Source organism: Devosia sp. MC521, assembly GCF_014127105.1.
Classification (GTDB): Bacteria; Pseudomonadota; Alphaproteobacteria; order Rhizobiales; family Devosiaceae; genus Devosia.
In genome coordinates, this window is record NZ_CP059902.1 from 3,146,038 (window position 1) to 3,170,000 (window position 23,963).

Below are 23,963 nucleotides of genomic sequence, written 5' to 3' on the forward strand. Positions count from 1 at the left end.
TATCAAGTTGACCACACACAATCATCAATGCTCAATCAAGTTGAGGAGATTGTCCGCACACTAAATGCGGACAAAATGGTTAGAGGGGGAACGGAATTGCAGGCTTTGGCCGCACTGGTCCGGTTGATCAGTTCTATTAACTGGCTGGTAGGCCAGATTTTATCCTGGCTCGCACTGGCTTGCGTGCTGGTTTGCTTCACCGTGGTAGTTCAGCGCTATTTCTTCCATGTCTCCATCCTATGGATGCAGGATCTTTACGTCTGGCTCGCTGGCGCCATGTTCACCGGTGTCGCTGGTTTCGCGCTTCTGCGCGACGATCACGTCCGCGTTGATATTTTCTATCGCCCGGCGACTTTGCGCAGCAAAGCTTGGCGTGATCTGTTCGGCGTGGTTTTCTTCCTGCTACCCTTCATGTGGATCGTCATCCAGTATTGTTGGCCAGCTGTTCGCCGCTCGTGGAGCTATTATGAGGGCTCCGCCAATATCGGTGGCATGCCCGGCCTTTTCATTCTCAAAAGCTTCATCATCGTCTTCGCCATACTGGTCATCCTGCAAGGCATTGGAATGGCGGCGCGCGCCATTCTCGTCTTACGCGGCAGCGAAGCGCTGCTGCCTGAGAACCTGCGCTACAAGCTTGATGACGTGAAGGAAGCCCACTGATGGATCCCGTACTTCTTGGAGAAATCCTCGCCGGGACGATGTTCCTCGGCGTCATCGGCGTGCTGATGCTCGGCTTTCCCGTAGCGTTCTCGCTCGCTGGAACTGCTCTCATTTTCGGCCTCGTAGGTTGGTGGTTTGGCGTCTACGACCCCTCCAACTATGGCTCTCTGGCTGGGCGCTATATCGGCTTGATGACCAACGAGGTCCTCGTTGCGGTGCCGCTCTTTGTCTTCATGGGTGTGGTGCTGGAAAGATCCGGCATTGCCGAGCAATTGCTGCTCACCATGGGCAAGCTTTTCGGCAACCTTCGCGGCGGCTTAGCCCTGTCGGTGATTTTGGTTGGGGCCTTGCTCGCTGCGTCCACTGGCGTTGTCGGCGCCACCGTCGTCACCATGGGCCTGATTTCGCTGCCCGCTATGACGCGCGCTGGTTATGATCCAAAGCTGGCAACCGGCGTCATCTGCGCCTCCGGCACTTTGGGCCAGATCATTCCACCATCGACCGTGCTGATCTTCATGGGCGATATGCTCTCGGGCATTAACGCGCAGGTGCAAATGTCCAAGGGCAATTTCGCTCCAGAACCCGTATCGGTGGGCGCACTGTTTGCCGGTGCTATTATCCCCGGCCTACTCTTAGTGGCGCTATACGCGCTTTATGTGATCTTCGTTGCCATTACCAATCCGCAAGCCGCTCCGGCAACGCCGGTTCCAGCGAGCGAAAAAGATGGGCTCATGCGTGAAGTTGTGGTGGCACTCGTCCCACCGCTGCTGCTGATCATTGCCGTGCTTGGGTCCATTCTCGCTGGCGTCGCGACGCCCACTGAGGCGGCGTCGGTTGGATCGGTTGGCGCAATGCTCTTAGCGTTGATCCGTCGTCGGCTCGACTTTGGCGTCTTAAAACAGGTTGTCATCTCCACCGCCTCAATCACCTCTATGGTGTTCATTATCCTCTTTGGCGCAGCGGTGTTCTCCATCGTGTTCCGTATGATGGGTGGCGAAAACCTCGTTCATGAATTCCTGTCTTCCATGCCTGGCGGCACGATGGGGGCGATTGTCGTGGTGATGCTCGTGATGTTCCTCTTGGGGTTCATCTTGGACACCTTCGAAATCATCTTTATCGTCATCCCGATCACCGCCCCCGTGCTGCTCACGCTCGGCGTCGATCCTATCTGGCTAGGGGTAATGGTGGGTGTGAATCTGCAAACCAGCTTCCTCACGCCGCCTTTCGGCTTTGCCCTCTTCTATCTGCGCGGCGTAGCCCCGCCGTCCGTCACCACGGGCACGATCTACCGAGGCATCATTCCTTTTGTATGCCTCCAGATTCTTGCCCTTGTGATCCTCTACATGTTCCCAGACATGATCACTTGGTTGCCCAAAATGCTGTACAACTAAGATCTGGCATAAATGGCGGCGTCTCTAGACGCCGCCATATCTCCGCGCGGAGGTTGAATGGTCGACACGTCACTAGACCATTTGGTCAAGCACCTGACCGGTCGAGCCCAGACGCACTCGCAACCCCTCGTTTTGGCCATCGATGGCAGAAGCGGCGTTGGCAAATCAACGCTCGCAACAGGCCTCGCCACTCGCACCAACGCGCTGCTGATCTCAGGAGACGACTTTTACCGCGGCGGCGTCACGCTGCGCCATGACAGTGCCAAAGAGCTCACAGAGGATTGCATTGATTGGCGGGCACAGCGGCGCATCTTAACGACACTGCGAAACCGCGCAAACGCCCACTACTACAGCTTTGATTGGGCTGCTTTCGATGGCTCCCTGGCCGCCACACCAGTGCATCTCTCCCCGCGCCCTCTCATTATTCTCGAAGGCGTTTACTCGGCCCGGCCCGAACTCTCCGACCTCATCGACCTAGCGCTCTTAGTCGAGGCGTCGCCCCCGCTACGGACCAAGCGCCTCATCGCCCGCGAGGGGACTATTGGGCCATGGGAGCGCCAGTGGCATCGCGCCGAGGATTGGTATTTTGGGCAGGCGGCACCAAGCAATCGCTTCGACTGCATCGTCGCGTCACGCCCCAAATCTTGGCTCGTTCTGCGCCCCTTCCCCATCGACGCCGCCTGAGCCCCAACGCAGCGGTCAGAATCTGCGTTTACTTCGCGCCGTGATGACGTCATGCTCCCGTTGTTCAGCAATGCGATCAACGATCATGGCCACGATAATTTCGACCGCCTTCATGTCTCTCGATGGTGTGGTAGAAGCCCCCGGCGGCGAACCTGGCTACCGCAATTCGGGCTGGACCTTCCAAGACATCGACTTTGTCGAAGACGCCTATGCGATGAAAAGCGAAGAGCAATCCGTGTCGGATGCGATGCTGCTCGGCCGCCACAGCTACCAAAGCTTTGCTCCTATTTGGCCGGGCATGACGGAAGAGTTCCCCCGCTACAATGCGCTGCCCAAATTTGTCGTCTCCACGACGCTTGATGAGAGCGATCTGGTCAATAATTGGGGCGCCACGACCATCCTGCGCTCGATCGAGGACGTCGCCACTCTCAGATCCCATTTTAACGGCACGCTGATCATCCACGGCAGCGCCACCCTCACCCGCGCGCTAACTGATGCTGGCCTTATCGACCGCTACCACTTGCTGGTCTTCCCGGTCCTACTGGGTGCGGGCAAGCGCCTGTTCAGCACCACTGACAAGCCCAAGAAAAACCTCAAGCTGCTCAGCGCTGAGACCTATTCCAACGGCATTCAAAAGCTAGTCTACGAGGCCTAGCTTTATCCCCGCACCCGCGTCGGCTTGCGCTGGTTCTTCATCGCATACATCTGGCTGTCCGCCCTGCGGAAGAAGCTCATCAGCTCTTCATTGTCTTCTAGCCGAACCACGCCCATCGACACGCCCACTTCCATGGATTGACCCGCGATGGCCATAGGCGCGGAAACCGCCTCAATAATCTGCTCCAACCGTTCCTCAGACACAGCTTGCGGTGTCACCCGGAACAAAATGGCAAATTCATCGCCGCCAATGCGGAAGACATAGTCTTCGGCTCGCAAGGTCTGCGCGATCCGGTCGGCCACGGTTTGCAACACTTCATCGCCCGCCGCATGGCCGTGGAGATCGTTGATTGCCTTAAAGCCATCAAGGTCGAGAAGCGCCAGCGTCGGCCGCCCATAGTCGCAGCCTCGCTCCACCGCCTCTCGCAGCTTTTCGTCAAACGCCAGCCGATTGGGCAGTTTGGAAATGACGTCAGTTCGCGCCAGCTTCGCCAGCGCCTGCTCATGTGCCCTTTGCTCGGCCATACGCGCCGATATATCGACGATGATCTCGACGTCATATTGCACACCATCGATAATGCTGCGCTGGGCCGAAATCAGCGTCGGCACGATTACCCCGTCCGCCCGGTGGATTTCGACATATTCCCCGACATAGCCACCCTCAGTCGCCAGCCGTCGATGCCGCCGTATCCGCGCCTCATCCTCGCGCACCGCACTCTCGGCCACCTTCACACCCTTAAGGTCTGCCCACTGACGCCCAACCAGCCGCAAATAGGCTTCGTTGACGCGCAGATACTGAGAATCCCTTCCGCTACTCGTCGAGATCGACATCGCGATAGGTGAGATTTCAAACATGCTCGACAACAGCGCATTCAAAATTTCTGAGGGAATATTGTCTTCGCTATTCATTCTGAAAACCCACGTCGAAATTTCAATATTTGTACTCTGCGGGATGAAAGTAAATCTTTGACTGCTCAACACTTGCCCACCCCCGGGAGTGTTTGCGCGGCAAGAGTGGTTTCCAAGATCAACCGACAGGACAAAAAACATCGGGGCCCTCACGAGCCCCGATGCTACCGGTCAAAAATCCGCCCGACTTACGCGTCGAACTTGATGTATTTTTCGCGTGCCGCCAGATACGGCATGTCGGTGCCTTCGGTACGTTCGCGTAGCAAGTTGAACGCCGAAACAAAGCTTTCCGCTGTTTCCTTGGTGAGTGCATCACCACCGGAACGGATTTCCGCGATCAGTTCCATCGACGCCTTAGCGCCAGCTTCAATGATCTCTTCTGGGAAGCGCTTGACCTGCACGCCATGCTCCTCGACGAGCGCACGCAGCGCGCGCGGATCGTTGGCATACATGTCGGAAGACACGTCGTCATAAGCCGCCTGAATACAGGCCTTGACGATTTCCTGAATGTCTTCTGGCAGGGCCATGAATTTGGCCTTATCCACCGCCACCTCGGTGGCCAAGCCCGGCTCGACGAAGCTTGGGAAGTAGTAGTTCTTGGCGATCTGATAAAAGCCCAGCGCCAGATCGTTATACGGACCAACGAACTCAGCCGCGTCCAATGTTCCCGACTGGAGCGCCGCAAAGATTTCGCCGGCGGCAAGATTGGTCACCGACGCACCAAGCTTACCCCACACCTGACCACCAAGGCCCGGCGTGCGGAAGCGCAGCCCCTGCAGATCGGCAACGCCGGTCAGCTCATTGCGGAACCAGCCACCGGCTTGGGTCCCGGTATCGCCCGAGAGAAAGCCGACGAGACCGAACTGATCATAGACCTTGTCCCAGATTTGCTGCCCGCCGAGATAACGCACCCAAGCGGTCAGTTCGCGGTTGGTCATGCCGAACGGCACGCCGGTAAAGAAGCTCAGAGCCTGGCTCTTGTTCTGCCAATAATATGGTGTGCCATGGCTCATTTCGGCCGAACCATCGATCACCGCATCGAGCGACTGCAGACCGGGCACCAATTCGCCCGCCGAGAATACTTGCACGGTCAGACGACCACCGGTTGCTTTGGTAATACGGTCAGCAACGTTCTGCGCACCAATGCCCAGGCCGGGGAAATTCTTCGGCCAAGTGGTTGTCATGCGCCAAGTAATATTGCCCTGAGCAATCGCCGGAGCGGCCAGAGTGGTCGCTGCTGCAGCGCCGATGGTTGCAACAGAAGCTGATTTGAAAAACTCACGTCTCTTCATAAATATTCTCCCTGCAAATATTCTGCTGACGAGTTTCCCGTCATGCAGATATCAATCACTAGAAAATCAATAGTCTTGAATTCTGTCCAGCGACTTGTGCGCAGCGAGTAATTTTTTAGAGAGAGAGAGCAACTTACTGTTTTTGTTAATTTCTTTGACGCTTTTTCGCACGATCAACGTTGTCCTCCCGCAGGCAGAGAGCCTGTTCACGCGGAGGACTGACCTATGCGTATGCCTAAAACTCTCGTTCTTGCTTCAATTCTGGCGCTTATCGCCGCTCCCAGCTTCGCCACGGACTATCTCGGTGGCGCGGTCAAATCCGTCGATATCGGCGGCAAATCCGTGCTGACTGGCGCGGGTGGGCTCACGCTCTATACCTTCGATAAGGATACTTCGGGCGTGTCCAATTGTTACGATGACTGTGTGGAAAAATGGCCACCGCTTTTCGCCAATGATGGCGACGCCGCCGAGGGCGATTTCACCATAGTCGACCGCAACGACGGCACCAAAATCTGGGCCTATAAAGGTGCGCCGCTCTATTACTGGGTTGATGACAAAGCCGCAGGCGACATCACCGGCGACGGCGTCGGCGGCGTTTGGCATCTTGCCATCGAATAAAGAAAACTGCGTAGCGACCCGGTGGCCGCTACGCTTCCTACCTTAGCTCTGGCCGGGTAGCCGACGCGGCGGCAGATCGACCGAATAGAGATTATGCGCGCCGATATTGCGCACATCCCGCTCGCCACACAGCGCCATGGTAATATCCATTTCGCGACGGAGAATTTCGAGCGCGCGGGTCACCCCGGCCTCACCGCCGGCCCCAAGTCCATAAAGGAAGGCACGACCAATGAAAGTGCCCTTGGCGCCCAGCGCCATCGCCTTGAGAACATCTTGCCCAGAGCGTATGCCACTATCGAGATAGACCTCTGTGTCTTTGCCCACTGCATCGACGATTTCTGGCAAAACCCGGATCGAGCTTGGCGCACCATCGAGCTGACGACCGCCATGATTGGAGACGATAACCCCATCTGCGCCATGCGCCACCGCCGCCTTGGCGTCTTCCGGGTCCAAAACGCCCTTAACAATCACCTCGCCGCCAAAGCGCTCTTTCACCCAAGCCACTTCCTTCCAGCTCAACGACGGATCAAACTGGCTTGCTGTCCATTGCGACAGGCTTGAAAGGTCGCCCCCGCCCTCGACATGCCCCACAATATTGCGGAATGAGTGGCGCTTGGTGCCCAGCATCTGCATGGCCCAACGCGGCTTGCGGGCCATTTCAAAGATAAACTTTGGCGTGAACTTTGGCGGAGCCGACATACCATTGCGCAAATCCTTGTGGCGCTGCCCCAGAATTTGCAGATCCATGGTCAACACCAACTTCGAGCACTTCGCGGCCTTCGCCCGATCAATCAACCGCTCAATGAAGGCACGGTCGCGCATCATATAGAGCTGAAACCAGAACGGCTTAGAAGTGTTTTCGGCCACGTCTTCAATCGAGCAAATGCTCATGGTCGAGAGCGTAAACGGCACGCCGAACTTTTCCGCTGCACGCGCCGCTTTGATCTCGCCGTCAGCACATTGCATGCCGGTCAGCCCCGTTGGGGCCAGTGCCACCGGCATCGCCGCAGCCTGACCGCCAAACGTCGTGGCCAGCGAGCGGCCCTCCATGTTCACGGCGACCTTCTGCTTGAGGAAGATCTTTTTGAAATCCTCTGTGTTCTGGCGATAGGTGCTTTCCGTCCAAGCACCGCTGTCGGCATAGTCGAAAAACTGCTTAGGCACACGACGGCGCGCTTCCGCCATCAGTTCATCAATGGTGAGCAGTTTATCGAGCTTGGTCATAAAATTTCTCCGGCCGAGACATTCGCCTAGCAACTAACATGTTAGTCGTCAATGTCTGTTCGCACAAAGCAAAACTCAGCACTCGCCTCGTGTCGGCACAGGCCCCGCACCGGCGCGTTTGGCCTTAGGAATTGGCGGAAAAACCACGAGAAAAACGCAAGGTCGCCATCACCACTATAAAGCCGAACACGACCATGCCCCCAGCCAGAATATGGGCTTTATCCCATTCTAATCGCTCAACGAAATCATAGAGGGCGATGGAAAGAACCTTGGTCTGACCCGGAATATTGCCCCCGATCATCAGCACCACACCAAATTCACCAATCGTATGAGCAAAGCTCATAATCGCACCGACCACATAGCCCGGCTTGGCCAGGGGCACTGCCACCCGCCAGAACCTCTGCATCCGCCGCGCGCCTAACGTATCCGCCGCCTCAAGCACCTCTTGTTCAATCGCTGCAAAACTATTGCGCAGCGGCTGCACCATAAACGGCAGCGAGCCAAGCGCCGCGCCGATGACAAGGCCTTGGAATGAAAAGGCTAAAGTCCTCGCCCCCCAAAGCCCGGCTAGTGCGCCCCCTGGTCCATATGGCCCCAGCGCCAATAGCAAATAAAATCCCAGAACTGTGGGCGGCAACACCAGCGGCAGCGTCACAATCGCCCCAACGACCTCTCGCCCCCGCCCGTTCCCATGCGCCAGCCACCACGCCAAAGGTGTCGACACCACGAGCAAGATCAACGTGACACACAGCGCCAGCGTCAGCGTTAAAACGATTGGCGAAATCAGCTCACCCATTCATTTGCCATTCTATATCTGCGCCTCAGCACATCGCTTTCTTTACCTCGCCCCTACGGGGAGAGGTCGGCGCGCAGCGCCGGGTAAGGGGGCCTTTCTTCAGGGTTAAGGCAAGCACAAAAAACTACTCCACCGAATAGCCCGCTGCCTCAATCACTGCCACCGCTTCCGCCCCGCGCAAATAGGCGAGAAATGCCTCTGCCGCATCCTTATCCTTAGCCCCACTTAGCAAGACTGCCCCCTGCGCAATCGGGCTATAGAGCTCGGACGGCACCACCCAAACATCGTCTTTGCCGATCACTTGGCTCAAGGCAACGAACCCGAGTTCTGCGCTTCCAGTTTCAACAAACTGCAAAGTTTGTGTGATGTTTTCGCCCTGCACCAATCGGTCCGCCACAACCTCGTATAATTCCAGTGCTTCAAGAGCTTCGACTGCGGCCGCCCCATAGGGAGCCGCTTTCGGATCGGCAATGGCAAGTTTTTGGAAGTCGCCTTTAAGCGGCCCTTCACCCGTTTCGAGACCGGGCGCATAGAGTGCCAATCGACCTAAGGCATAGACAAACTCCGTGCCCGCCACGCCATGACCCTCTGCAATCGCCTTCTCGACCCGTGCAGTATCGGCCGACAGGAACACATCAAACGGAGCCGCTTGGCTAATCTGCGCATAAAGCTGTCCGGTCGCCCCAAAGCTCAGCATCACCTCGTGGCCCGAATTTTTGGCAAAATCGTCGGCCAATTGCTCAGCCACTTTCGTGAAATTGGCAGCAACGGCCACATGCACTTGGTCCGCAGCGCAGGGCAAAACACCGACCAAAAGCGCCGCAACCGCAACCATCAGTTTGAACATTTCACCCTCGATATGTTTCTTCAAACATATCGATTACCGAACACCATCCCACTGGCAAGCGGATTTTCAGGCTGTTGGCTTTGCCATGGCCTCGCGCAGCGCCGTCACCTCATGGGCAATACTGCGCTGCGCACTGGCTTCCATCCGGCGATAGGCCGCCAACACCTCGCTTCCAAAGGGAGTAAGTGTGGCCCCACCCTGAGTAGGCCCACCGCGGTTGGACACCACCAAGGGCTGCCCAAAACCATCATTGAGGTCCTGCACCAGGCTCCACGCCCGTTTATAGCTCATGCCCATCGCCTTACCGGCGGCTGCAATTGAGCCCGTCAGCTCGATATTTTCGAGGAGATCGGCTCTCCCGGGGCCGACATAGGCGGTTTCCGAGAGAACAATGCGCAAATGGCCAAGCCCGTGGTCCGGAACAGGTTTTGCCGATCCGGCCACGCGACGAGGTCCTTAGCCCTTGAGCGCGCTAGCTTCGCGCGCCAGCGCTTCAATTTTGGCAAAATCGCCCGATGCCAATGCATCCGCAGGCATGATCCAGCTGCCACCAACGCAGATGACGTTGGGCAGCGACAAATAGGTCTTGGCCTTGACGATATCAATGCCACCGGTCGGGCAGAAGGTGATGTCTGGCAGTGGCGAGGCAAAAGCCTTGAGCACTGGCGCACCGCCAAGAGCTTCCGCCGGGAAGAATTTAAGGAAGGAATAGCCCCGCTCAGCGGCGGCCATAGCCTCGGTCGGGGTGCCAATACCCGGCAGGAGCGGGATGGACACGTCTTCTGCCGCATCAAGCAGGCGCGGCGACGCCCCTGGCGAGACCATGAAGCGGCAACCTGCGTCGACCGAACTCTTCATGTGCGAGGCATTGCGGACCGTGCCAGAGCCAACGATCGCGCCTGACACCTTGGCCATTTCTTCCATGACCTTGAGCGCGTTTGGCGTGCGCAGGGTCACTTCCAATATAGGCAGACCACCGGCGACCAGCGCCTCGGCCAGCGGACGGGCCTGCGCCACATCATCAAGAATAATCACAGGCACCACCGGTGCCAGCGACAGAATGGAACGAATGGCGTTTGCGTCCTGCGGCATGAACTCTCTCGCGAATGTCAGCGGTTATTCGACTAAAGTCGTTAGGCCCTGCAACACCCGAGCGCAAGGCGATTTATGCAGAACGAGGACGCTTGGCGACAAGATCAATCTCAACCAACGCGCCGACCGCCAGCGCCGTTACGCCCACAGTTGTACGTGCAGGCAGCTTGCCTACTTCGAAAAAGCTCGGCCAGAGAGCATTTAGGCCAGCATAGTCCCGTTCAAATTCGGTGAGATAGATCCGCGCCATAGTGACGTGCTCTAGCCCCAGACCAATCCCAGAAAGAACAATTTTGAGGTTTTCGACGACACGGCGCGTCTGCGCCTCAATCCCTTCGGGCAGCGGCGCGTCGGGATTGTTCGGATCAGTCGGCATCTGCCCGGTAATAAAAACCCAGCCATCCGTTTCCACCGCATGACTAAATGGGGCGACAGGACGGGGCCCGCTCGAAACCATGTGATGCAGAAGCTCGTTCATCGAAATTCCCTAAATACTGTGCAGGGGCTTTACCGCTTAGCGTCCGGCCCCCACATTAGATACCTAATCATGGAGACGATGATGGCCGACACTGAATACAATATCCAGCGCGAAACCGGCCCAACTCGTGGCCGCTACGTCATTTTTCTGGCACCCGGCGCTGAGGCAGAAATGACTTACTCCAAGACCGGTGATGGCCCTATGGTGATCGACCACACCGGGGTCCCGCGTGATTATGAAGGCCGGGGCATTGCTGCCCAACTGGTCAAGGCCGCCATCACCGATGCCCGCGAACACGGTTTTAAGATCCACCCTGTCTGTCCCTATGTGGTGGCGCAGTTCCGGCGCCACCCAGAGTGGTCCGATCTTCTCGCTTAGTGGATCGGATTGCCTTCTTTCAGTAGCGGCGCCAAATCTTCCCAAAGCAGAAAGACGCTTGGCGCACCGTAGGCATATGCGGCAACCTCATAGGGCTGGAACTGAACTTGCAGTCCCAGCTCATTGGACAAATTCCAGCGCTCAACATCGCCGACTATGTCTTCAAGCCCTTCAGATGTTGAGGATTCTGGAAACAGAATGTCACTCAGCTGCGCCTCGAGCGCTGCGGCCGTGATTTTAGCTAAATCGAGCGTCCAATTCTTGCCCTCGAACACATCATCCGCCGAAAGAAAACGGCCTTCAGAGGGTAAATAATGTCGGTAGCTTGTGCTGTACCCGCCGTGGGCGGCACCATGCGGATACCATTGCGAACTCACCTCAAACGAGATGCGGTCGTTCCAGTGCAATTGCTGCAGGCCAATCGTTACCGTAGCGTCTTCGCCACCTGGCGCATCATCGCCTTCAAGGTCCGTCTCGCCAACCGATGAAAGCTCTTCCCCCAAGTCCCTAAGAGCTTTGTTCAGCCCCGGCACAAACTCTGCATCGCTATCAAACTGAACAATGGTCAATTCATGCTGCCCCACAGGCCAGCGGAAATCAGGCTCCTCTTCGATGTAGCTATCGATGTAGCTGGCATAGGTCGACACCGGATAGAGACGATGGCCATTTACAATCCGGCTCATTTCCAGCGCCCGAAGGCGGGAGGAATAAATCTGATTGAGGCACCAGACCATGCGCTCATCAAACGTGCCGTTGGTCACGGTTTCATTGTCACCCGAGCAAGCGCGCTGCGCATAGGAGAGCCAATCCTGCTGGCTCTTTTTCACCGCCGCTTCGGCACTGGGCGACAGCCCCGCTAGGGAGAAAGCATAGGCTTTCGCTAGCCGCTCATCCGCAGCGCTGATTTCTGGATTGTCGCAAATCGCCTTTTCGAATGGCGTGCTGGCCTTGCTGCAATCAAAGCTCGCCGCCCATGTCGGCCCTGTGGTGAGAGAGGGAAGAACTAGAAGCGACAGGGCAGGCAATAAGCGGATCATCAGCTACTCCTCAATAAGTGAGGTGAAGCCTAACCGCGCTTTGCCTGCCCGTCACCCTCTCGCCTAGGCCAAGAACTGCTGAGTAACGATCAACTCTTCCTGCCGCACCTCGTGCCCGCCCTCATGGAAGACAAGTTTGGTCGCTGCGCCATTGGCCTCAAAATACTGTGCCAAGCCCTCAGTCACCGATGCCGACGCCATGGGATCGCGTCGCCCAGCCGTGATCAACACCTCGGCCTTGGTCAGATCGGCCGGAGCCGGCGTAAACGGGATGAGCGGGTGCATGAGCACACTGGTATCAAACAGGTCAGGGTGATTAAATTGCGCATTGGCCAAAATATTGGCGCCGTTAGAATAGCCAAGGCCGATCACTTTGCTCGGGCGGTTTGCACCAATCTGCTCGCGTATGAAGGCGGCCATAGCGTCCGTGCGCAGGGCCAAATCGGCCATGTCGTAAACGCCCTCACCCGTGCGCTTGAAATAGCGCAGGGCTCCATGTTCACTGACATCACCACGTGGCGCCACGCGGCGTGCGCCCGGAAGCAATTGTCCGGCCAAGTCAAAGAACTGGTTTTCGTCGCCCCCGGTCCCATGGAACAAAAAGATCAGCGGCGCATCAGCGCTCGCCCCATCCGCTGAGCGAAAATGATACTGTGACATAGCGATACTCCTGAGCTGTGCTCAGAATATCGGGCAAAGGTCCGTTCTCACAATGGGCGAACACCGTCACGCACTGTTGCCGATTAGCGAACAGGCACCATTTGACCGGGTCGGTAGCCTGCCAAAATCGCAGCACGTAACGAGTCAGCAGTGCTCGCAGCAGCCAATTCCTGCGTGCCCTTAGCGGATTCCTGCTCGTTCACCGTCAGTTTGCCGCTTTGGAACGCCGTACCCGTCACGCGTGTGGTCTGGAACAGCACAGTCTCGCCCTGCGTAATCGTCACTGAGCCAGTAACCTCAAGGTTCGATAGCCGCGCGATCGCAAAGGCAGTGGACATCGAGTTTTGCTGCCCCCCCTGACCTGCTGACACCTTCAAAATTGGATCGTTCACGCTCGCGGGACCAGGGAAGGCCACTTTGAGGCGGTTGACGATGATCTGTTCCATACGGTTGGTCGGCTCAGCGAACTGGAAGCTCGCGCTGCTCATCCCGCCAGCAGCATTGGTGCCATAAACCGGCGCGAAACCCGAGCATGCGCTCAGCGCCACACTGATCATAACCGGGGCCAGAACAGTCAGAAATCGCTTCATCATCGTTCCGGTCTCCTTACTGCGCCACACCCGGCAGCTGCACATTGCCCGAATAGCCGAGATTGAACCCAGCGGGCGACCGCAGACGGAAAGTTGCAACAGCACGCATATCGTTGGCTGTGGAGTGAGTTGGGCCAGTACGCGTAATCTGCCCACCAATCAGCACATAGCCGTCGTCGTATTGCAGTCCGCCGCCCACCTGCAAGAAGCTATTGGCACTCAAATCCCAATAGGCATTACTGGTAACCGACCAGTAATCGGCGATCGGCACGCGCACTTCCGCGCCCACTTCATGCATGTCACGGATATTGCCAGTGAGCGGGGTCGCTTCTGCATAACGATAGTTGAGCGCACCACTCCAACCGTCTTGAGCGTAGCTCAGACCAAGGCCCGCACGAGCGATTGAAAGGTCCGCATTGTCGACCTGCACCTTCCCGCCGAATTTCAATTGATTGGCCAGTGCCCCATAAACGCCGAGGACGCCGTAGGACGCATCAGTCTCAAGCCCTGTCCCCACGCCAACTTGCTGACGATTGGCAGCTGCGAAAGCATTTTCGCCCGCCAATTGATAGGACTGGCCACCGATCACTTCGAGGTAGCTGCCGTCATTAAGGCTCGCCATATAGCGCCCGCCGACGTTCAACCGTAGCCCACGCTCCTGTTTATCGATCCCAGTGAAGCGATTGTAGGAGAACAGTGTGCTGTCATCAAACATCACACTCTGAGAGTCTTCGTTGGTAATCCCCGGCTGGCTGTTCGCAGCGCCGCGATAGACGAGCTGAGCAATCGGCTCAACGAGATGTGTTACGCCGGTGTTATACGACACGAGTGGATATCGCACATCCACGGCGGCAATTGGGGTCAGGCCGAACAATGTCTGCTCGTCTGGCGCATGGATCGACGGCGATTTGCCATCATAATTGGCCGCGTCAGCGCGCACGCCCAAGAATGGCGTCACCGCCGCACCACCGAAAATATACTGGTTCTGCCAATTGGCCTCGACCATGCCGTGGAAACGCGTCCCCGCATAACCATAGTCATATGGCACACCATTGGCCGACGTGGAGTAGTCACGCTCACGGTAGATATTGAGCATACGCCCATCGACTTCAACGCGCCCTGCCCCCGGCGGCAGGTCAAACGTGCGTTCAAGGCGTAGATTTGGCAGCGCCATGCCCTGTTGCTGCCGTTCCTGCTCTAGGTTGTCGCCGAGCACGTTGAACTGCTGCACGCGCGCGTCGACATAGGTGTCTTCGGTCAAATGCGTGGCATAAACTTCGTTGATGCTGGCACGGCGAACTTCGACGTCATAATCTTTGTAAAACGCGTTGTCGGTGGCCGCCGCATAGGCAAATCCCACAACCCACTTTTCGACCGGCACAAATTCACCCGCCGTCTGCAGCGCCCCACGCCATTCGCGTTTCGCATCAGCGAACGCAAAGGCACTATCATCGCCCTGACGCAGACCCGTTGCCTTGACCGAAATTCGGCCATTGTCAAAACGCTGGATCCATTCCGCCCCAAGCATAAAGCCCTGACGGCTCATCAAGCGGGGCGACAGAAGAATATCGGTAGAGGCGGTCGAATAAGCCTTAAACGGCGCATCGATGCGCACGCCATGGCTATCGGTAAAGGTCACTGTTGGCTGCGGCAGCCAATCCATATCGAGATTTGGGAGCCACAAATAGGGCAACCAGGCAATCGGCACCCCCAGAACGGCTAGGCTTGGCTGCTCGAAAGCATGCGAGCCATCAATTTCATCCTTGGTGACCTTATTGGCGTGCATGGACCAGCCAATGCGGCGCCCCTTGTCATCCACACACTCACCGCAAGGCGTGTACTTGGCATTATCCAGAACAGTCTTGAGTGCCTGGTCGTAATCGGCGTGGTCAGCCGTAATCTGGGAACCATCATAATTGGTGATGGTCAGCGAATCGAGAACGGCCTTTTTGAACTTGTCGGTCAGCTTCAGGGTCGGGCTACGCGACACGTTCCCAAAAGGGTCAGTCAGCGAAACATTGCCACGAACATCCATCTCACCGTTGGCACGATCATAAACCAGTTGATCGCCCGTCAGCACATAACCATCAGCGCGCACGACAACGTCGCCGCGCGCTTCAATAATATTAGTCGTGTTGTTGAAGGTGAGTTGCTGCGCTTCCACAGCGGTTGGCGCATTAGGATCAACCGGGCTGTTGAAGAAATTGGTCGGCACCAATCCCTGAGCATAAACAGGCGCAACACCCGCCAGCGCGATGCCAGCGAGCAAGACCAGCGCAGTCCGCTCTAAGATTTTGCCCCGTGCCTGCTTCAACAGATACAGCCTTTCTCACCAGGCATTGCCTGCTTGGGAGGGAAGGCTCCCTCACTTTAACGCACACTTCCGAAGTGCTGAATGACTCAGAAAAATCGGATCTTGTTAAAGTACCTTCCATTGCCTAGAGGGGCAATCCGCATTCTACAGATCCCCCCTGCCTATGGATAACAGATCGTTTCCAAATGCAGGTTTTGCGCGAGTTTGAACAACTCTCCGCCTCGCCGTCGCGGAATTTTATCGAGACCTGTGGCCAATTTGCCAGAAGATATCAGCTTTCACGCGCCTTCACCGCGCCACCGCGTTCGCGCTTAGCCCCGTATAGACCAACATCAGCTTCCATAAGTGCAGTGGCAAAATCCAGATATTGACGCGTCGGCGTGACGCCCACGCTCACTGACGCACGCTCCTCATCCACTTTCGATATGCGGCGGAACTCCAGCGCGACCTGCTTGTCGATTTCCACCTGCCAACGCAGCGCCTGTTCGCGACTGGCATTGGGCACGTAAGCGCAAAACTCATCGCCACCGATCCGCGCCACAAGACTCTCCTGGGGCAAGACTGCAGAGAGCGCCTGCGCCACCGCCATAATCACATGATCACCGACAGCATGCCCGAATTGGTCGTTCACCTGCTTGAGCAAGTCGACATCGGCGACCAAAAACACCCCGTTCACATTATGCCCCGTGGCGAGCTCAAATTGCGGAATGAAAGCACGCCGGTTGAGCAGACCCGTCATCGGATCAGCCATAGCCTGACGCGACAGCTCAGCACTTTTGCGCAAAAGCGCACCATAGGACTGCTCCAAGGCGTCGAGAGTGTTGAAATACACCAGCGCGATAGGAAAGGCCGTCACAAACGGCATGACCAGCCGAATAGCCACCGTAACATCGTCAGCTTCGACACCCATATAGGCGCGAATTGCGACAGAAATCGACATTGTAAATGCGGTCGTCAGCGCTGCGACTTTGGCAGCCTGAAACAGGACACGCCGGGACGGCAAATGCATATTCGCTAGCTACTCAAGTTTTCCTGCGCTGAGCAGTCAGGTTCAAAGCTCAAAGGACCCCCAACTCCTTATTGAGCAGATCGCAGTGTCATGCAATTGCGCTCAATGACGCGACGCCCACTCGCGTGGACACTAATCCTTGATCAGGCAAAACACCGCAGAACGCACCGCCACGACTTGCAACTCAGAACCAACCCGCCAAAACGGAAAACCCCAGTCCTCTTTCGAGAAACTGGGGTTTTGTTTGGTTGCGGGAGCAGGATTTGAACCTGCGACCTTCAGGTTATGAGCCTGACGAGCTACCGGGCTGCTCCATCCCGCGTCAATCACTGTGCCTTGCGGCGTCGTGTGAGCTTCATATAGGGAACCAAATGCGCCGCCGCAACCCCACCCAAAAGTTGCCCACAGGCTATCTTCGCACCAAAGTAATGCATGAACCCAAAAGGGAAAACCCCAGCTTCTCTTTCGAGAAACTGGGGTTTTATTTGGTTGCGGGAGCAGGATTTGAACCTGCGACCTTCAGGTTATGAGCCTGACGAGCTACCGGGCTGCTCCATCCCGCGTCAACCACAGTGCCTTGCGGCGCGGTGTGAGGGGGTTATAGGCGGCATAATTGCAGACCACAACCCTCCAATTTCAAAATCACGACGGATTTAATCGCGTCTGTGGACAAACATGGACGCCAAGGCGCCTTTGTGCGCTTTTCCCTAGGCCAAAGCTGGTTTAGCTTTCGCGCAATTCGAGCGACTTGGAATTTCATATGCGTTTAAAACAGCTTGGCCATACTGACATTACCGTCACCGACATTTGCCTCGGCACAATGACATGGGGCAGCCAGAACACCGAAGCCGAAGGCCATGCCCAGATCGCCATGGCCAAGGACGCCGGCATCACTTTTATGGACACGGCCGAGATGTATGCCGTTCCCGCCAGCCCCGCGACGAGTTTTAAAACCGAAGAGATAATCGGTAATTGGTTCGCCCAAAATGGCGACCGCGAGCATTGGGTCCTCGCCAGCAAGATCGGCGGCCCAGGCCATCGCCATATTCGTGACGGCTCCGCCCCTTCCAGCATCAGTTTTGCCCAAGCACTCGAGGGCAGCCTTGAGCGTCTCCAAACCGACTACCTCGACCTTTACCAAATCCACTGGCCAAGCCGCCCGCACTACCACTTCGAAAACTATTGGAAGTTTGCGCCGGAAAAACACGATCCCAAGCAAACTCTCGACCACATGGCAGACGTGCTCGGCGCGATCAACGCAGCTTTGGCGGCGGGCAAAATCCGCTCCTGGGGGCTCTCCAATGAGAGCGCTTGGGGCCTGACCAAATGGGCACAGCTTGCCGATCAGATGGGTGTCGACCGCCCCGTCACCGTGCAGAACGAGTACAATCTTCTGCGTCGCAATTATGATCATGACCTGGCGGAAGTGACCCATCACGAAAACATTGGGCTCTTGGCCTATTCGCCTCTCGCCGCGGGCGTTCTGACCGGCAAATATTTTGACGGCGCGACCCCCAAGGGGAGCCGCAAAGAGTATCAAAAGGGCCTTTGGCGCTTGAACGACTACTCAGAGGCCGCGACCAAACGCTATCACGCCCTCGCCCAACAGCACGGCCTTGATCCCGTTGCCATGGCGATTGCCTTCTGCACCACCCGTCCCTTCGCCACTTCGACCATCATCGGCGCGACCTCCACCGAGCAACTCGCCCAGTGTCTTTCGGCCAAGGATCTGGTGCTCTCACCCGAAGTCCTCGCGGATATCGAGACCATCCATCGCGACATGCCTCGTCCGATTTAATCGGCTCTAGTGCTCTGGCATGCTGGCGCTATAGTCAGCATGCCAAACTCTTTTTCAGGTCCGCGCATGTCGACGCTCTTCACCTCTATTTTTCCGCTGCTGGCCTTCTTTGCCTACAACATCATCATCCCCCAGATCGAAAAGCTGCGCCCTTCGCTCTCGGTGATCATGAACATGCAGCGCCGCCGCTGGGTGTATAATGCCACCCTGCGCGAAAGCCCGTTTGACGCCATTCTCTCAGGCAACATCATGGGCTCGGTCAGTCTTCTGGCCTCGACGTCTGTGCTGCTGGTCCTCGCGGTTTTCGCCGTTTTTGGGCAAATCGATTCCGTGATGGAAGCGCTCAACTCCATTGCCCGCGACGAGGCCTACACGGTCTCCGAGGTTCAGCTTCATCTCATCGTCATGCTGACCATGTTCGTGCTGGCCTTCTTTTCCTTCACGCTCTCCCTGCGCCAGTTCAACCACTATTGCATCATGCTGGGCGCGCTCGATCATGACCGCCGCACGACGGAAGATGAAATCGACTCGATTGCCGCCATGAACGCCTTGGGCGCCAAGAACTTTAATTCCGGCATTCGTGCCTATTACTTCTCGGTGGCCACGGCTGCTTGGTTCGTGTCCGAGTGGCTCGCGGTTGCAACCGCGCTGGTCACTGTCCTGGTTCTGGCCCATCGCGAGTTCTTTTCCTCGGCCCATCGCTCGGCCGCCTCTGCCGTGGTTATCGCGGCGCGCCAACGCAAAAGCCCCACCGGCGCTGATTCTGCGACCAAGACGCCGAATACCGACGATTAAGCAGGCGCAATCGCTCACCAATTTATGACATTGACTTTCATATATCGAAGGGGTTTATTCCCCCCAATTACGGAACCTCTGGCCCCTCCGATGCTTGTTTGTCAGTGTAATATGATCACGTCCCAAGAGATTGAGGAGATAGTCCTCGATCTGTTGAAGGCTGATCCGTGGCAATTGGTGGTTCCTGCGAAGGTGTATTCCGAACTCAATCGACGCGCGAAATGCGCAGGCTGCGTTCCGAATGTGGTGGACATCATCGTCCGCGTCACAGAAAATTACCACGCACAGCAAGCAATCCCGCCCGCTGAGCTGGTACAGCTCCAGTCTGGGTTGGAAAAACTCAAGAAACAGAGAACTGGAGTACGCAGTGAAAGGCGAACCACAAGTCATAGAGCGGCTTAACGAAGCCCTTTTTCTCGAGCTCGGCGCGGTTAATCAGTATTGGGTGCACTTCCGTCTCTTGGACGATTGGGGCTTTAAAAAGCTCGCAGCCAAAGAGCGCGCCGAATCCATCGAAGAAATGCACCATGCCGATCGCTTGATCGAGCGTATTATCTTCCTTGAAGGCCATCCAAACCTGCAGCGCGTCGCGCCATTGCGCATTGGTCAGAACATCAAAGAAGTTCTCGAGGCCGACCTTGCTGGTGAGTATGAAGCCCGCGAAGCCTATCGGAACAGCCGCGCGATTTGCTCCCAGCTGCATGACCACGTGTCCAAGCAGATCTTTGATGAGCTCTTGAAGGACGAGGAAGGCCATATCGACTTCCTCGAGACCCAGCTCGAGCTTCTCGAAAAAATCGGTATTGAGCGCTACGGCATGCTCAACGCCGCTCCAGCCAACGAAGCTGAATAAATTTAAAAAGCCCGGACCTTTGGTTCGGGCGTTTTTGTATTGGGGGGACTAATGCAATTTCATACTGGTCGGCTCATCGACCACATTCATCTGCGCGCCCGCACTTTTGCGGTGACCAAACGATTTTACGAGCGCGTCCTCGGGACTTTGGGAATTTCCTTCACCGCATCCGGGCAAGGCTGGTTTCAAGCCGATGAGCTGTTTGTCGATGCCGCAGACGCACACACGATTGCCAGCCATATTCATCTCGCCTTTCAGGCACAAAGCCCCGAGGCCGTAGACGCTTTCTATCGCGAAGCCATTGCCGCTGGCGGCACAGACAACGGCAGGCCCGGAGCCCGCCATTATCATCCCGGCTATTACGCCTGTTTCGTACTCGACCCCGACGGCAACAATATCGAAGCCGTTTATCACGGCCCGAACACGCGCTCCGCCGCCTCGGTGACGATCACCCCGCAAGCTTAATTGCTGAGCGGTCCAAACAGACGATCCAGCTGACGCACAACGTCCTGGGTCGCCATCGTGCCTTCTGGCACTTCCTGGGGGGCGTCTGGCGTCACCGCCACATAAGGCACCCCGCTGGGGAACGCCCCGAACTGGGTGAAGAAGCTGATCATGTCGTCCAACACCGGCATGCGCCAACGCCACATAGCGCCCATAGCGATCACCGGCTCCATGTGCCCATACCCATCATAATACTTGGTCGTGACCCACACGCCCTGATTTTGCAGGCGCTCAGCGAGCCGCTGCGTATTCTGCACGCGCACAATCGGGTCCGTCGTGCCCGACCCCAGCCACATCGGCGGGCTGTCCTGGGTGACGAGGTTGATGGGCTGCGTGCCTTCAGGATTTGGCGCCTGCCCAAAGGCCTCCACCACGTCGCCATATTCAAATGGATAGAAATCATATGGCCCGGAAAGCCCGGCCACAGCACGGATCGGCATGGTCACGCCCGCTTCATTTCTAAAGCTTGGGTCAAGAGCCAACATTACAGCATTGTAAGCGCCCGCCGAGTGGCCGGCGAGAAACAGACGATTGGGGTCGCCGCCATAGCTGGTGATATTGTCCTGCGTCCAACGCATCGCCAGCGCCAAATCTTCCAAAAACTCCGGGTACCGCACTTCTGGCACAAGGCGATAATCGGCGATGACCACCACGAAGCCGCGCGCCGCCAAGGCGCGTCCAGCAAACTGATAATCCGCTCTCTGCCCGCGCACCCACGCTCCGCCATAAACAAAGAACACAACAGGGGCCAATTGCCCCCGCTGTTCGGGCGTATAAACGTCGAGCTTATGCCGCGTGCCATCGCGATACGAAATACCGTCACCGGCCTTAACCGCATTGGCGTCCATCACCGGCGGCAAGTTGAACGGGTCCATAATGTTCTGAGCCGATGCCTGCATAGGCATAAGGCTGGCGCATACAGCGAGCGCCATCATAGCGCGCTTGAAAATAGACATAAGCCGAACCGAGAGTTTCGAGGGAATAGCGGTTTTGCAGATAAAGCCGCAATAATTATGACGGACTGCGCCGAAATGGGCGAGGGCAGGCGCTTTGGAATGACCCGGCCTGCCCTCTGCTTAAGCGCGCTGAGACTGCGCTGGCATGGTTAACGAAGGGTAAATTTCACCCTGCCCCGCTCATCACATTCTTCCAAGCCTACCGGCGCAGGGCCTCGAGCAAGGTGCCAGATACGTGCCCATCGGGCAGCAGGCCCGCGCGGGTCTGGAACGCCATAATGGCCGCGCGGGTCTTTGGCCCCACCACCCCGTCAGGCGAGCCAACATCAAATCCACGGCGGTTGAGCAAGGTTTGCACCTCTGCCCGCTGCGCTTTGGTCAGCGCAAAATCGCCCTGCGGCCAGGCCGTGGCGAACGCGCCGCCGCCGATGATCCGATCGGCCAAATGCCCAACGGCGAGCGCATAGCTATCCGAATTATTGTAGCGCTTGATCACTTCGAAGTTAGGCAGCAGCAGGAACGCAGGGCCCCGAGCGCCCGCAGGCATATAGAGCCGCGCTTCGTCCCCAGCTCGTGGGAAATCGCGTCCCGAAACGCGCGTAATCCCCATCTGTCGCCAGGTACTGATAGAGGCCTTGTTCATGTCGCGTGCGCGCGCAAAATCAAAGTTCTGCGGCAGGCGCACTTCGTAGCCCCAGGTCTCCCCCGGCCGCCAGCCAAAGCTCTTGAGATAATTGCCAGTCGAGCCCAAAGCGTCAGGGATGGAGTTCCAGATATCCTTGCGCCCATCGCCATTGAAGTCGATGGCATAGCGCATAAAGCTCGATGGCATAAATTGCGTATGGCCCATCGCACCGGCCCAAGATCCGGTCATGCTTTTCGGCGCGATATGACCTTCGTTCAGAATTTTCAGCGCGGTGATCAACTCACTGCGGAAAAACTCTGTCCGATAATTGTTCTGCGTCAGCGTTGCCAGCGCATGGATCGTGTTGTTGCCACCCATGTAGCCGCCATAATTGGTTTCCATGCCCCAGATGGCCAGAACCACTTCGGGCTGAACGCCATAGGTCTGCTGAACCCGGCCAAGCGTTTGCGCCCATTCTTGGCGCATGGCGGAACCCTTAGCGGCCTGCGCCGCCGTCACCCGCTTATCGACATATTGCTGCACAGTCTGGGTAAACTCAGGCTGCGACTTGGTCAGCTCGGTGACCTTTGGAATGGGCGCATAGCCAGAAAAAGCCGCTTCGAAAATCTGCTGACGGACACCGGCGCGTTGCGCATCGGGCCAGAGCGAGCGCACAAAACTTGCCGTATCGGCCAGCGCCGGTGCTGTAAACGCGGCTGAGAGTGAAACGCTGGCGAGTGCCCCCACCACAAGCGAACCAAACAAAGATTTGCGGAAACAGCTGAACATCGTAAGCCTCGTGATACGCGCTACAGATAAGTCACGGTGCGCCCAGACCCGAGGGCCCGAGCGCGCGTATCAAAATATTAACGCATCCGATTAAGATGGCCTTAAGGCAAACCGCTCAGCTGATCACTTCCATGTCAGTTTCCATGTTGTTCCAACAGTGGCGGCTCATTGGAGCTATTTGCGGAAACATATTTGATCCGCTGCACCGGCGTATGGATGCCCCGTTCAGTGAAGAGCCGCATGAGCGTTTCACTATAGAAGCGCCCCGCCCCCCACTGCTTGCCCGCCAATGTCTTGATGCGCGAGCGCAAGGAAACCGAGGTTGGCGTCAGCGCGATAAGCCCCTGCAAATCAAGCACATCGAGGATAACCTCGGCAAACTCTGGGCGTGCCATGACGAAATCAAACGCATCCCGCATCGCCTGCTTGGCCTGCTCAATATCGCTATCGGTCGAGATTTCGACGTCCGAGACGTAGAACGAGAACCCGCGATTCATATTGGAAACATCCGTCACCGCCGAGAACGGAATGAGATGCACGGTCCCGCTCATATCACGGATGGTCACGGACCGGATCGTCAGCTTCTCGACCGTCCCCGACTTGCCCGCCACCTGTACGCTATCGCCCTCATTCATCACGTTTTCAAACTGAATGAAGATGCCGGTAATAATATCCTGCACCAGCTTCTGCGCGCCAAAACCAATGGCCAGACCGACCACACCCGCACCAGCCAGTAGCGGCGCAATATTGACGCCAATCTGCGCCAGAGCCAGCATGGCCCCAAACACCACGATCACCACGGTGAAGGCGTTCTTGAACAGGTTCAGCAGCGTCTTTTCGCGCGATGTCGGCGCCCGGCCCACATTGGGGTTGAGGCGATATTCCACCCAACTCGCCATCACCACATAGATGACCACAGCCGCCAGCACGATCAGCAGTGCCGAAACGATCGAGCCGACAACATTGAGCCCTTCATCGGTTGCCATCCAACCGGTGAAATCAAACAGCGA

26 protein-coding genes and 2 tRNA genes (1 of these 28 running past the window's edge) are annotated in these 23,963 nt (G+C 57.0%); 10 read left to right on the forward strand and 18 right to left on the reverse strand.

Features of this window, described 5'->3' with window-relative positions; genetic code table 11:
• The first annotated feature begins 123 nt into the window (after nt 1-123).
• The 4 genes from H4N61_RS15130 (at nt 124) to H4N61_RS15145 (ending at nt 3,390) form a co-directional block, all read left to right on the forward strand.
• A complete protein-coding gene (locus tag H4N61_RS15130) occupies nt 124-660 on the forward strand; it encodes a TRAP transporter small permease subunit (protein WP_248306107.1) in 537 nt (178 codons plus the stop codon).
• Nucleotides 660-2,051, forward strand: a complete 1,392-nt coding sequence (locus H4N61_RS15135; protein ID WP_182394404.1) for a TRAP transporter large permease subunit — start codon at nt 660-662, stop codon at nt 2,049-2,051. Before H4N61_RS15130 ends, H4N61_RS15135 begins: the two co-directional genes overlap by 1 nt.
• A gap of 57 nt (nt 2,052-2,108) precedes the next feature.
• The gene (locus tag H4N61_RS15140) at nt 2,109-2,735 is read left to right on the forward strand and encodes a (d)CMP kinase (protein ID WP_182394405.1); all 627 of its coding nucleotides are present in this window, start codon (nt 2,109-2,111) and stop codon (nt 2,733-2,735) included.
• A gap of 85 nt (nt 2,736-2,820) precedes the next feature.
• Nucleotides 2,821-3,390 carry a dihydrofolate reductase family protein gene (locus H4N61_RS15145; protein WP_169196806.1) on the forward strand — a complete coding sequence of 190 codons (570 nt, stop codon included), beginning with the start codon at nt 2,821-2,823 and terminating at the stop codon, nt 3,388-3,390.
• Between the two features lie 2 nt (nt 3,391-3,392).
• On the opposite strand, the gene H4N61_RS15150 is transcribed toward H4N61_RS15145, so the two are convergent.
• Nucleotides 3,393-4,298, reverse strand: coding sequence for a sensor domain-containing diguanylate cyclase (locus H4N61_RS15150; protein ID WP_182394406.1), 906 nt, complete (start codon nt 4,296-4,298; stop codon nt 3,393-3,395).
• A 188-nt stretch (nt 4,299-4,486) separates the two neighbouring features.
• Nucleotides 4,487-5,590, reverse strand: a complete 1,104-nt coding sequence (locus tag H4N61_RS15155) for a TRAP transporter substrate-binding protein (RefSeq protein ID WP_169196808.1) — start codon at nt 5,588-5,590, stop codon at nt 4,487-4,489.
• A gap of 225 nt (nt 5,591-5,815) precedes the next feature.
• Between H4N61_RS15155 and H4N61_RS15160 the strand changes: the two genes are divergently transcribed.
• Nucleotides 5,816-6,208: a hypothetical protein gene (locus tag H4N61_RS15160; protein ID WP_182394407.1), complete on the forward strand. Its 393-nt coding sequence runs from the start codon at nt 5,816-5,818 to the stop codon at nt 6,206-6,208.
• Nucleotides 6,209-6,250: 42 nt separating this feature from the next.
• Here the strand turns inward: H4N61_RS15160 and H4N61_RS15165 are convergent, their stop codons facing one another.
• The 6 genes from H4N61_RS15165 to H4N61_RS15190 form a co-directional block, all read right to left on the reverse strand.
• On the reverse strand, nt 6,251-7,432 hold the full coding sequence (locus H4N61_RS15165) for an alpha-hydroxy acid oxidase (RefSeq protein WP_169196810.1): 1,182 nt from the start codon (nt 7,430-7,432) through the stop codon (nt 6,251-6,253).
• Between the two features lie 124 nt (nt 7,433-7,556).
• On the reverse strand, nt 7,557-8,228 hold the full coding sequence (gene modB, locus H4N61_RS15170) for a molybdate ABC transporter permease subunit (RefSeq protein ID WP_169196811.1): 672 nt from the start codon (nt 8,226-8,228) through the stop codon (nt 7,557-7,559).
• Between the two features lie 124 nt (nt 8,229-8,352).
• Nucleotides 8,353-9,075, reverse strand: coding sequence for a molybdate ABC transporter substrate-binding protein (gene modA, locus H4N61_RS15175; RefSeq protein WP_169196812.1), 723 nt, complete (start codon nt 9,073-9,075; stop codon nt 8,353-8,355).
• 66 nt (nt 9,076-9,141) lie between these two features.
• Complete coding sequence (locus H4N61_RS15180) at nt 9,142-9,519, reverse strand: winged helix-turn-helix domain-containing protein (RefSeq protein WP_169196813.1); 378 nt, start codon at nt 9,517-9,519, stop codon at nt 9,142-9,144.
• 12 nt (nt 9,520-9,531) lie between these two features.
• Nucleotides 9,532-10,167 carry a bifunctional 4-hydroxy-2-oxoglutarate aldolase/2-dehydro-3-deoxy-phosphogluconate aldolase gene (gene eda, locus H4N61_RS15185; protein ID WP_169196814.1) on the reverse strand — a complete coding sequence of 212 codons (636 nt, stop codon included), beginning with the start codon at nt 10,165-10,167 and terminating at the stop codon, nt 9,532-9,534.
• Nucleotides 10,168-10,240: 73 nt separating this feature from the next.
• Complete coding sequence (locus H4N61_RS15190; protein ID WP_169196831.1) at nt 10,241-10,624, reverse strand: RidA family protein; 384 nt, start codon at nt 10,622-10,624, stop codon at nt 10,241-10,243.
• A 102-nt stretch (nt 10,625-10,726) separates the two neighbouring features.
• On the opposite strand from H4N61_RS15190, the gene H4N61_RS15195 reads away from it, so the two are divergent.
• Nucleotides 10,727-11,023, forward strand: a complete 297-nt coding sequence (locus tag H4N61_RS15195) for a GNAT family N-acetyltransferase (RefSeq protein WP_169196815.1) — start codon at nt 10,727-10,729, stop codon at nt 11,021-11,023.
• Here H4N61_RS15195 and H4N61_RS15200 read toward each other — a convergent pair.
• The 7 genes from H4N61_RS15200 to H4N61_RS15230 form a co-directional block, all read right to left on the reverse strand.
• Nucleotides 11,020-12,060, reverse strand: coding sequence for a DUF3298 domain-containing protein (locus tag H4N61_RS15200; RefSeq protein ID WP_182394408.1), 1,041 nt, complete (start codon nt 12,058-12,060; stop codon nt 11,020-11,022). The two genes, H4N61_RS15195 and H4N61_RS15200, sit on opposite strands and share 4 nt — an antisense overlap.
• A gap of 63 nt (nt 12,061-12,123) precedes the next feature.
• Nucleotides 12,124-12,720 carry an alpha/beta hydrolase gene (locus tag H4N61_RS15205; protein ID WP_169196817.1) on the reverse strand — a complete coding sequence of 199 codons (597 nt, stop codon included), beginning with the start codon at nt 12,718-12,720 and terminating at the stop codon, nt 12,124-12,126.
• Nucleotides 12,721-12,803: 83 nt separating this feature from the next.
• A complete protein-coding gene (locus H4N61_RS15210) occupies nt 12,804-13,313 on the reverse strand; it encodes a hypothetical protein (RefSeq protein WP_182394409.1) in 510 nt (169 codons plus the stop codon).
• Nucleotides 13,314-13,326: 13 nt separating this feature from the next.
• Nucleotides 13,327-15,624 (reverse strand): LPS assembly protein LptD, encoded by a 2,298-nt coding sequence (gene lptD, locus H4N61_RS15215; protein WP_182394410.1) that lies wholly within the window; start codon nt 15,622-15,624, stop codon nt 13,327-13,329.
• Nucleotides 15,625-15,895: 271 nt separating this feature from the next.
• On the reverse strand, nt 15,896-16,564 hold the full coding sequence (locus H4N61_RS15220; protein WP_169196820.1) for a GGDEF domain-containing protein: 669 nt from the start codon (nt 16,562-16,564) through the stop codon (nt 15,896-15,898).
• A gap of 314 nt (nt 16,565-16,878) precedes the next feature.
• Nucleotides 16,879-16,955 (reverse strand) — tRNA-Met (locus H4N61_RS15225).
• Between the two features lie 164 nt (nt 16,956-17,119).
• Nucleotides 17,120-17,196, reverse strand: a tRNA-Met gene (locus tag H4N61_RS15230).
• Nucleotides 17,197-17,393: 197 nt separating this feature from the next.
• Here H4N61_RS15230 and H4N61_RS15235 point away from each other — a divergent pair.
• From H4N61_RS15235 to H4N61_RS15255, 4 genes are all read left to right on the forward strand, one after another.
• Complete coding sequence (locus tag H4N61_RS15235) at nt 17,394-18,431, forward strand: aldo/keto reductase (protein WP_169196821.1); 1,038 nt, start codon at nt 17,394-17,396, stop codon at nt 18,429-18,431.
• Between the two features lie 66 nt (nt 18,432-18,497).
• The gene (locus H4N61_RS15240) at nt 18,498-19,226 is read left to right on the forward strand and encodes a DUF599 domain-containing protein (RefSeq protein ID WP_169196822.1); all 729 of its coding nucleotides are present in this window, start codon (nt 18,498-18,500) and stop codon (nt 19,224-19,226) included.
• A gap of 367 nt (nt 19,227-19,593) precedes the next feature.
• Complete coding sequence (bfr, locus tag H4N61_RS15250; RefSeq protein WP_169196824.1) at nt 19,594-20,079, forward strand: bacterioferritin; 486 nt, start codon at nt 19,594-19,596, stop codon at nt 20,077-20,079.
• A 51-nt stretch (nt 20,080-20,130) separates the two neighbouring features.
• Entirely contained in the window at nt 20,131-20,544 is a 414-nt protein-coding gene (locus H4N61_RS15255; protein WP_169196825.1) for a VOC family protein, read from the forward strand.
• On the opposite strand, the gene H4N61_RS15260 is transcribed toward H4N61_RS15255, so the two are convergent.
• The 3 genes from H4N61_RS15260 to H4N61_RS15270 form a co-directional block, all read right to left on the reverse strand.
• A complete protein-coding gene (locus tag H4N61_RS15260) occupies nt 20,541-21,539 on the reverse strand; it encodes an alpha/beta hydrolase (protein WP_248306109.1) in 999 nt (332 codons plus the stop codon). The two genes, H4N61_RS15255 and H4N61_RS15260, sit on opposite strands and share 4 nt — an antisense overlap.
• A gap of 199 nt (nt 21,540-21,738) precedes the next feature.
• Complete coding sequence (locus H4N61_RS15265) at nt 21,739-22,953, reverse strand: lytic murein transglycosylase (RefSeq protein ID WP_182394411.1); 1,215 nt, start codon at nt 22,951-22,953, stop codon at nt 21,739-21,741.
• Between the two features lie 134 nt (nt 22,954-23,087).
• Nucleotides 23,088-23,963, reverse strand: the 3' end of a protein-coding gene (locus H4N61_RS15270; RefSeq protein WP_182394412.1) for a mechanosensitive ion channel domain-containing protein. 1,290 nt of this gene lie beyond the right edge of the window; the window shows 876 of its 2,166 coding nt (coding positions 1,291-2,166); the start codon falls outside the window, past its right edge; it ends in the stop codon at nt 23,088-23,090.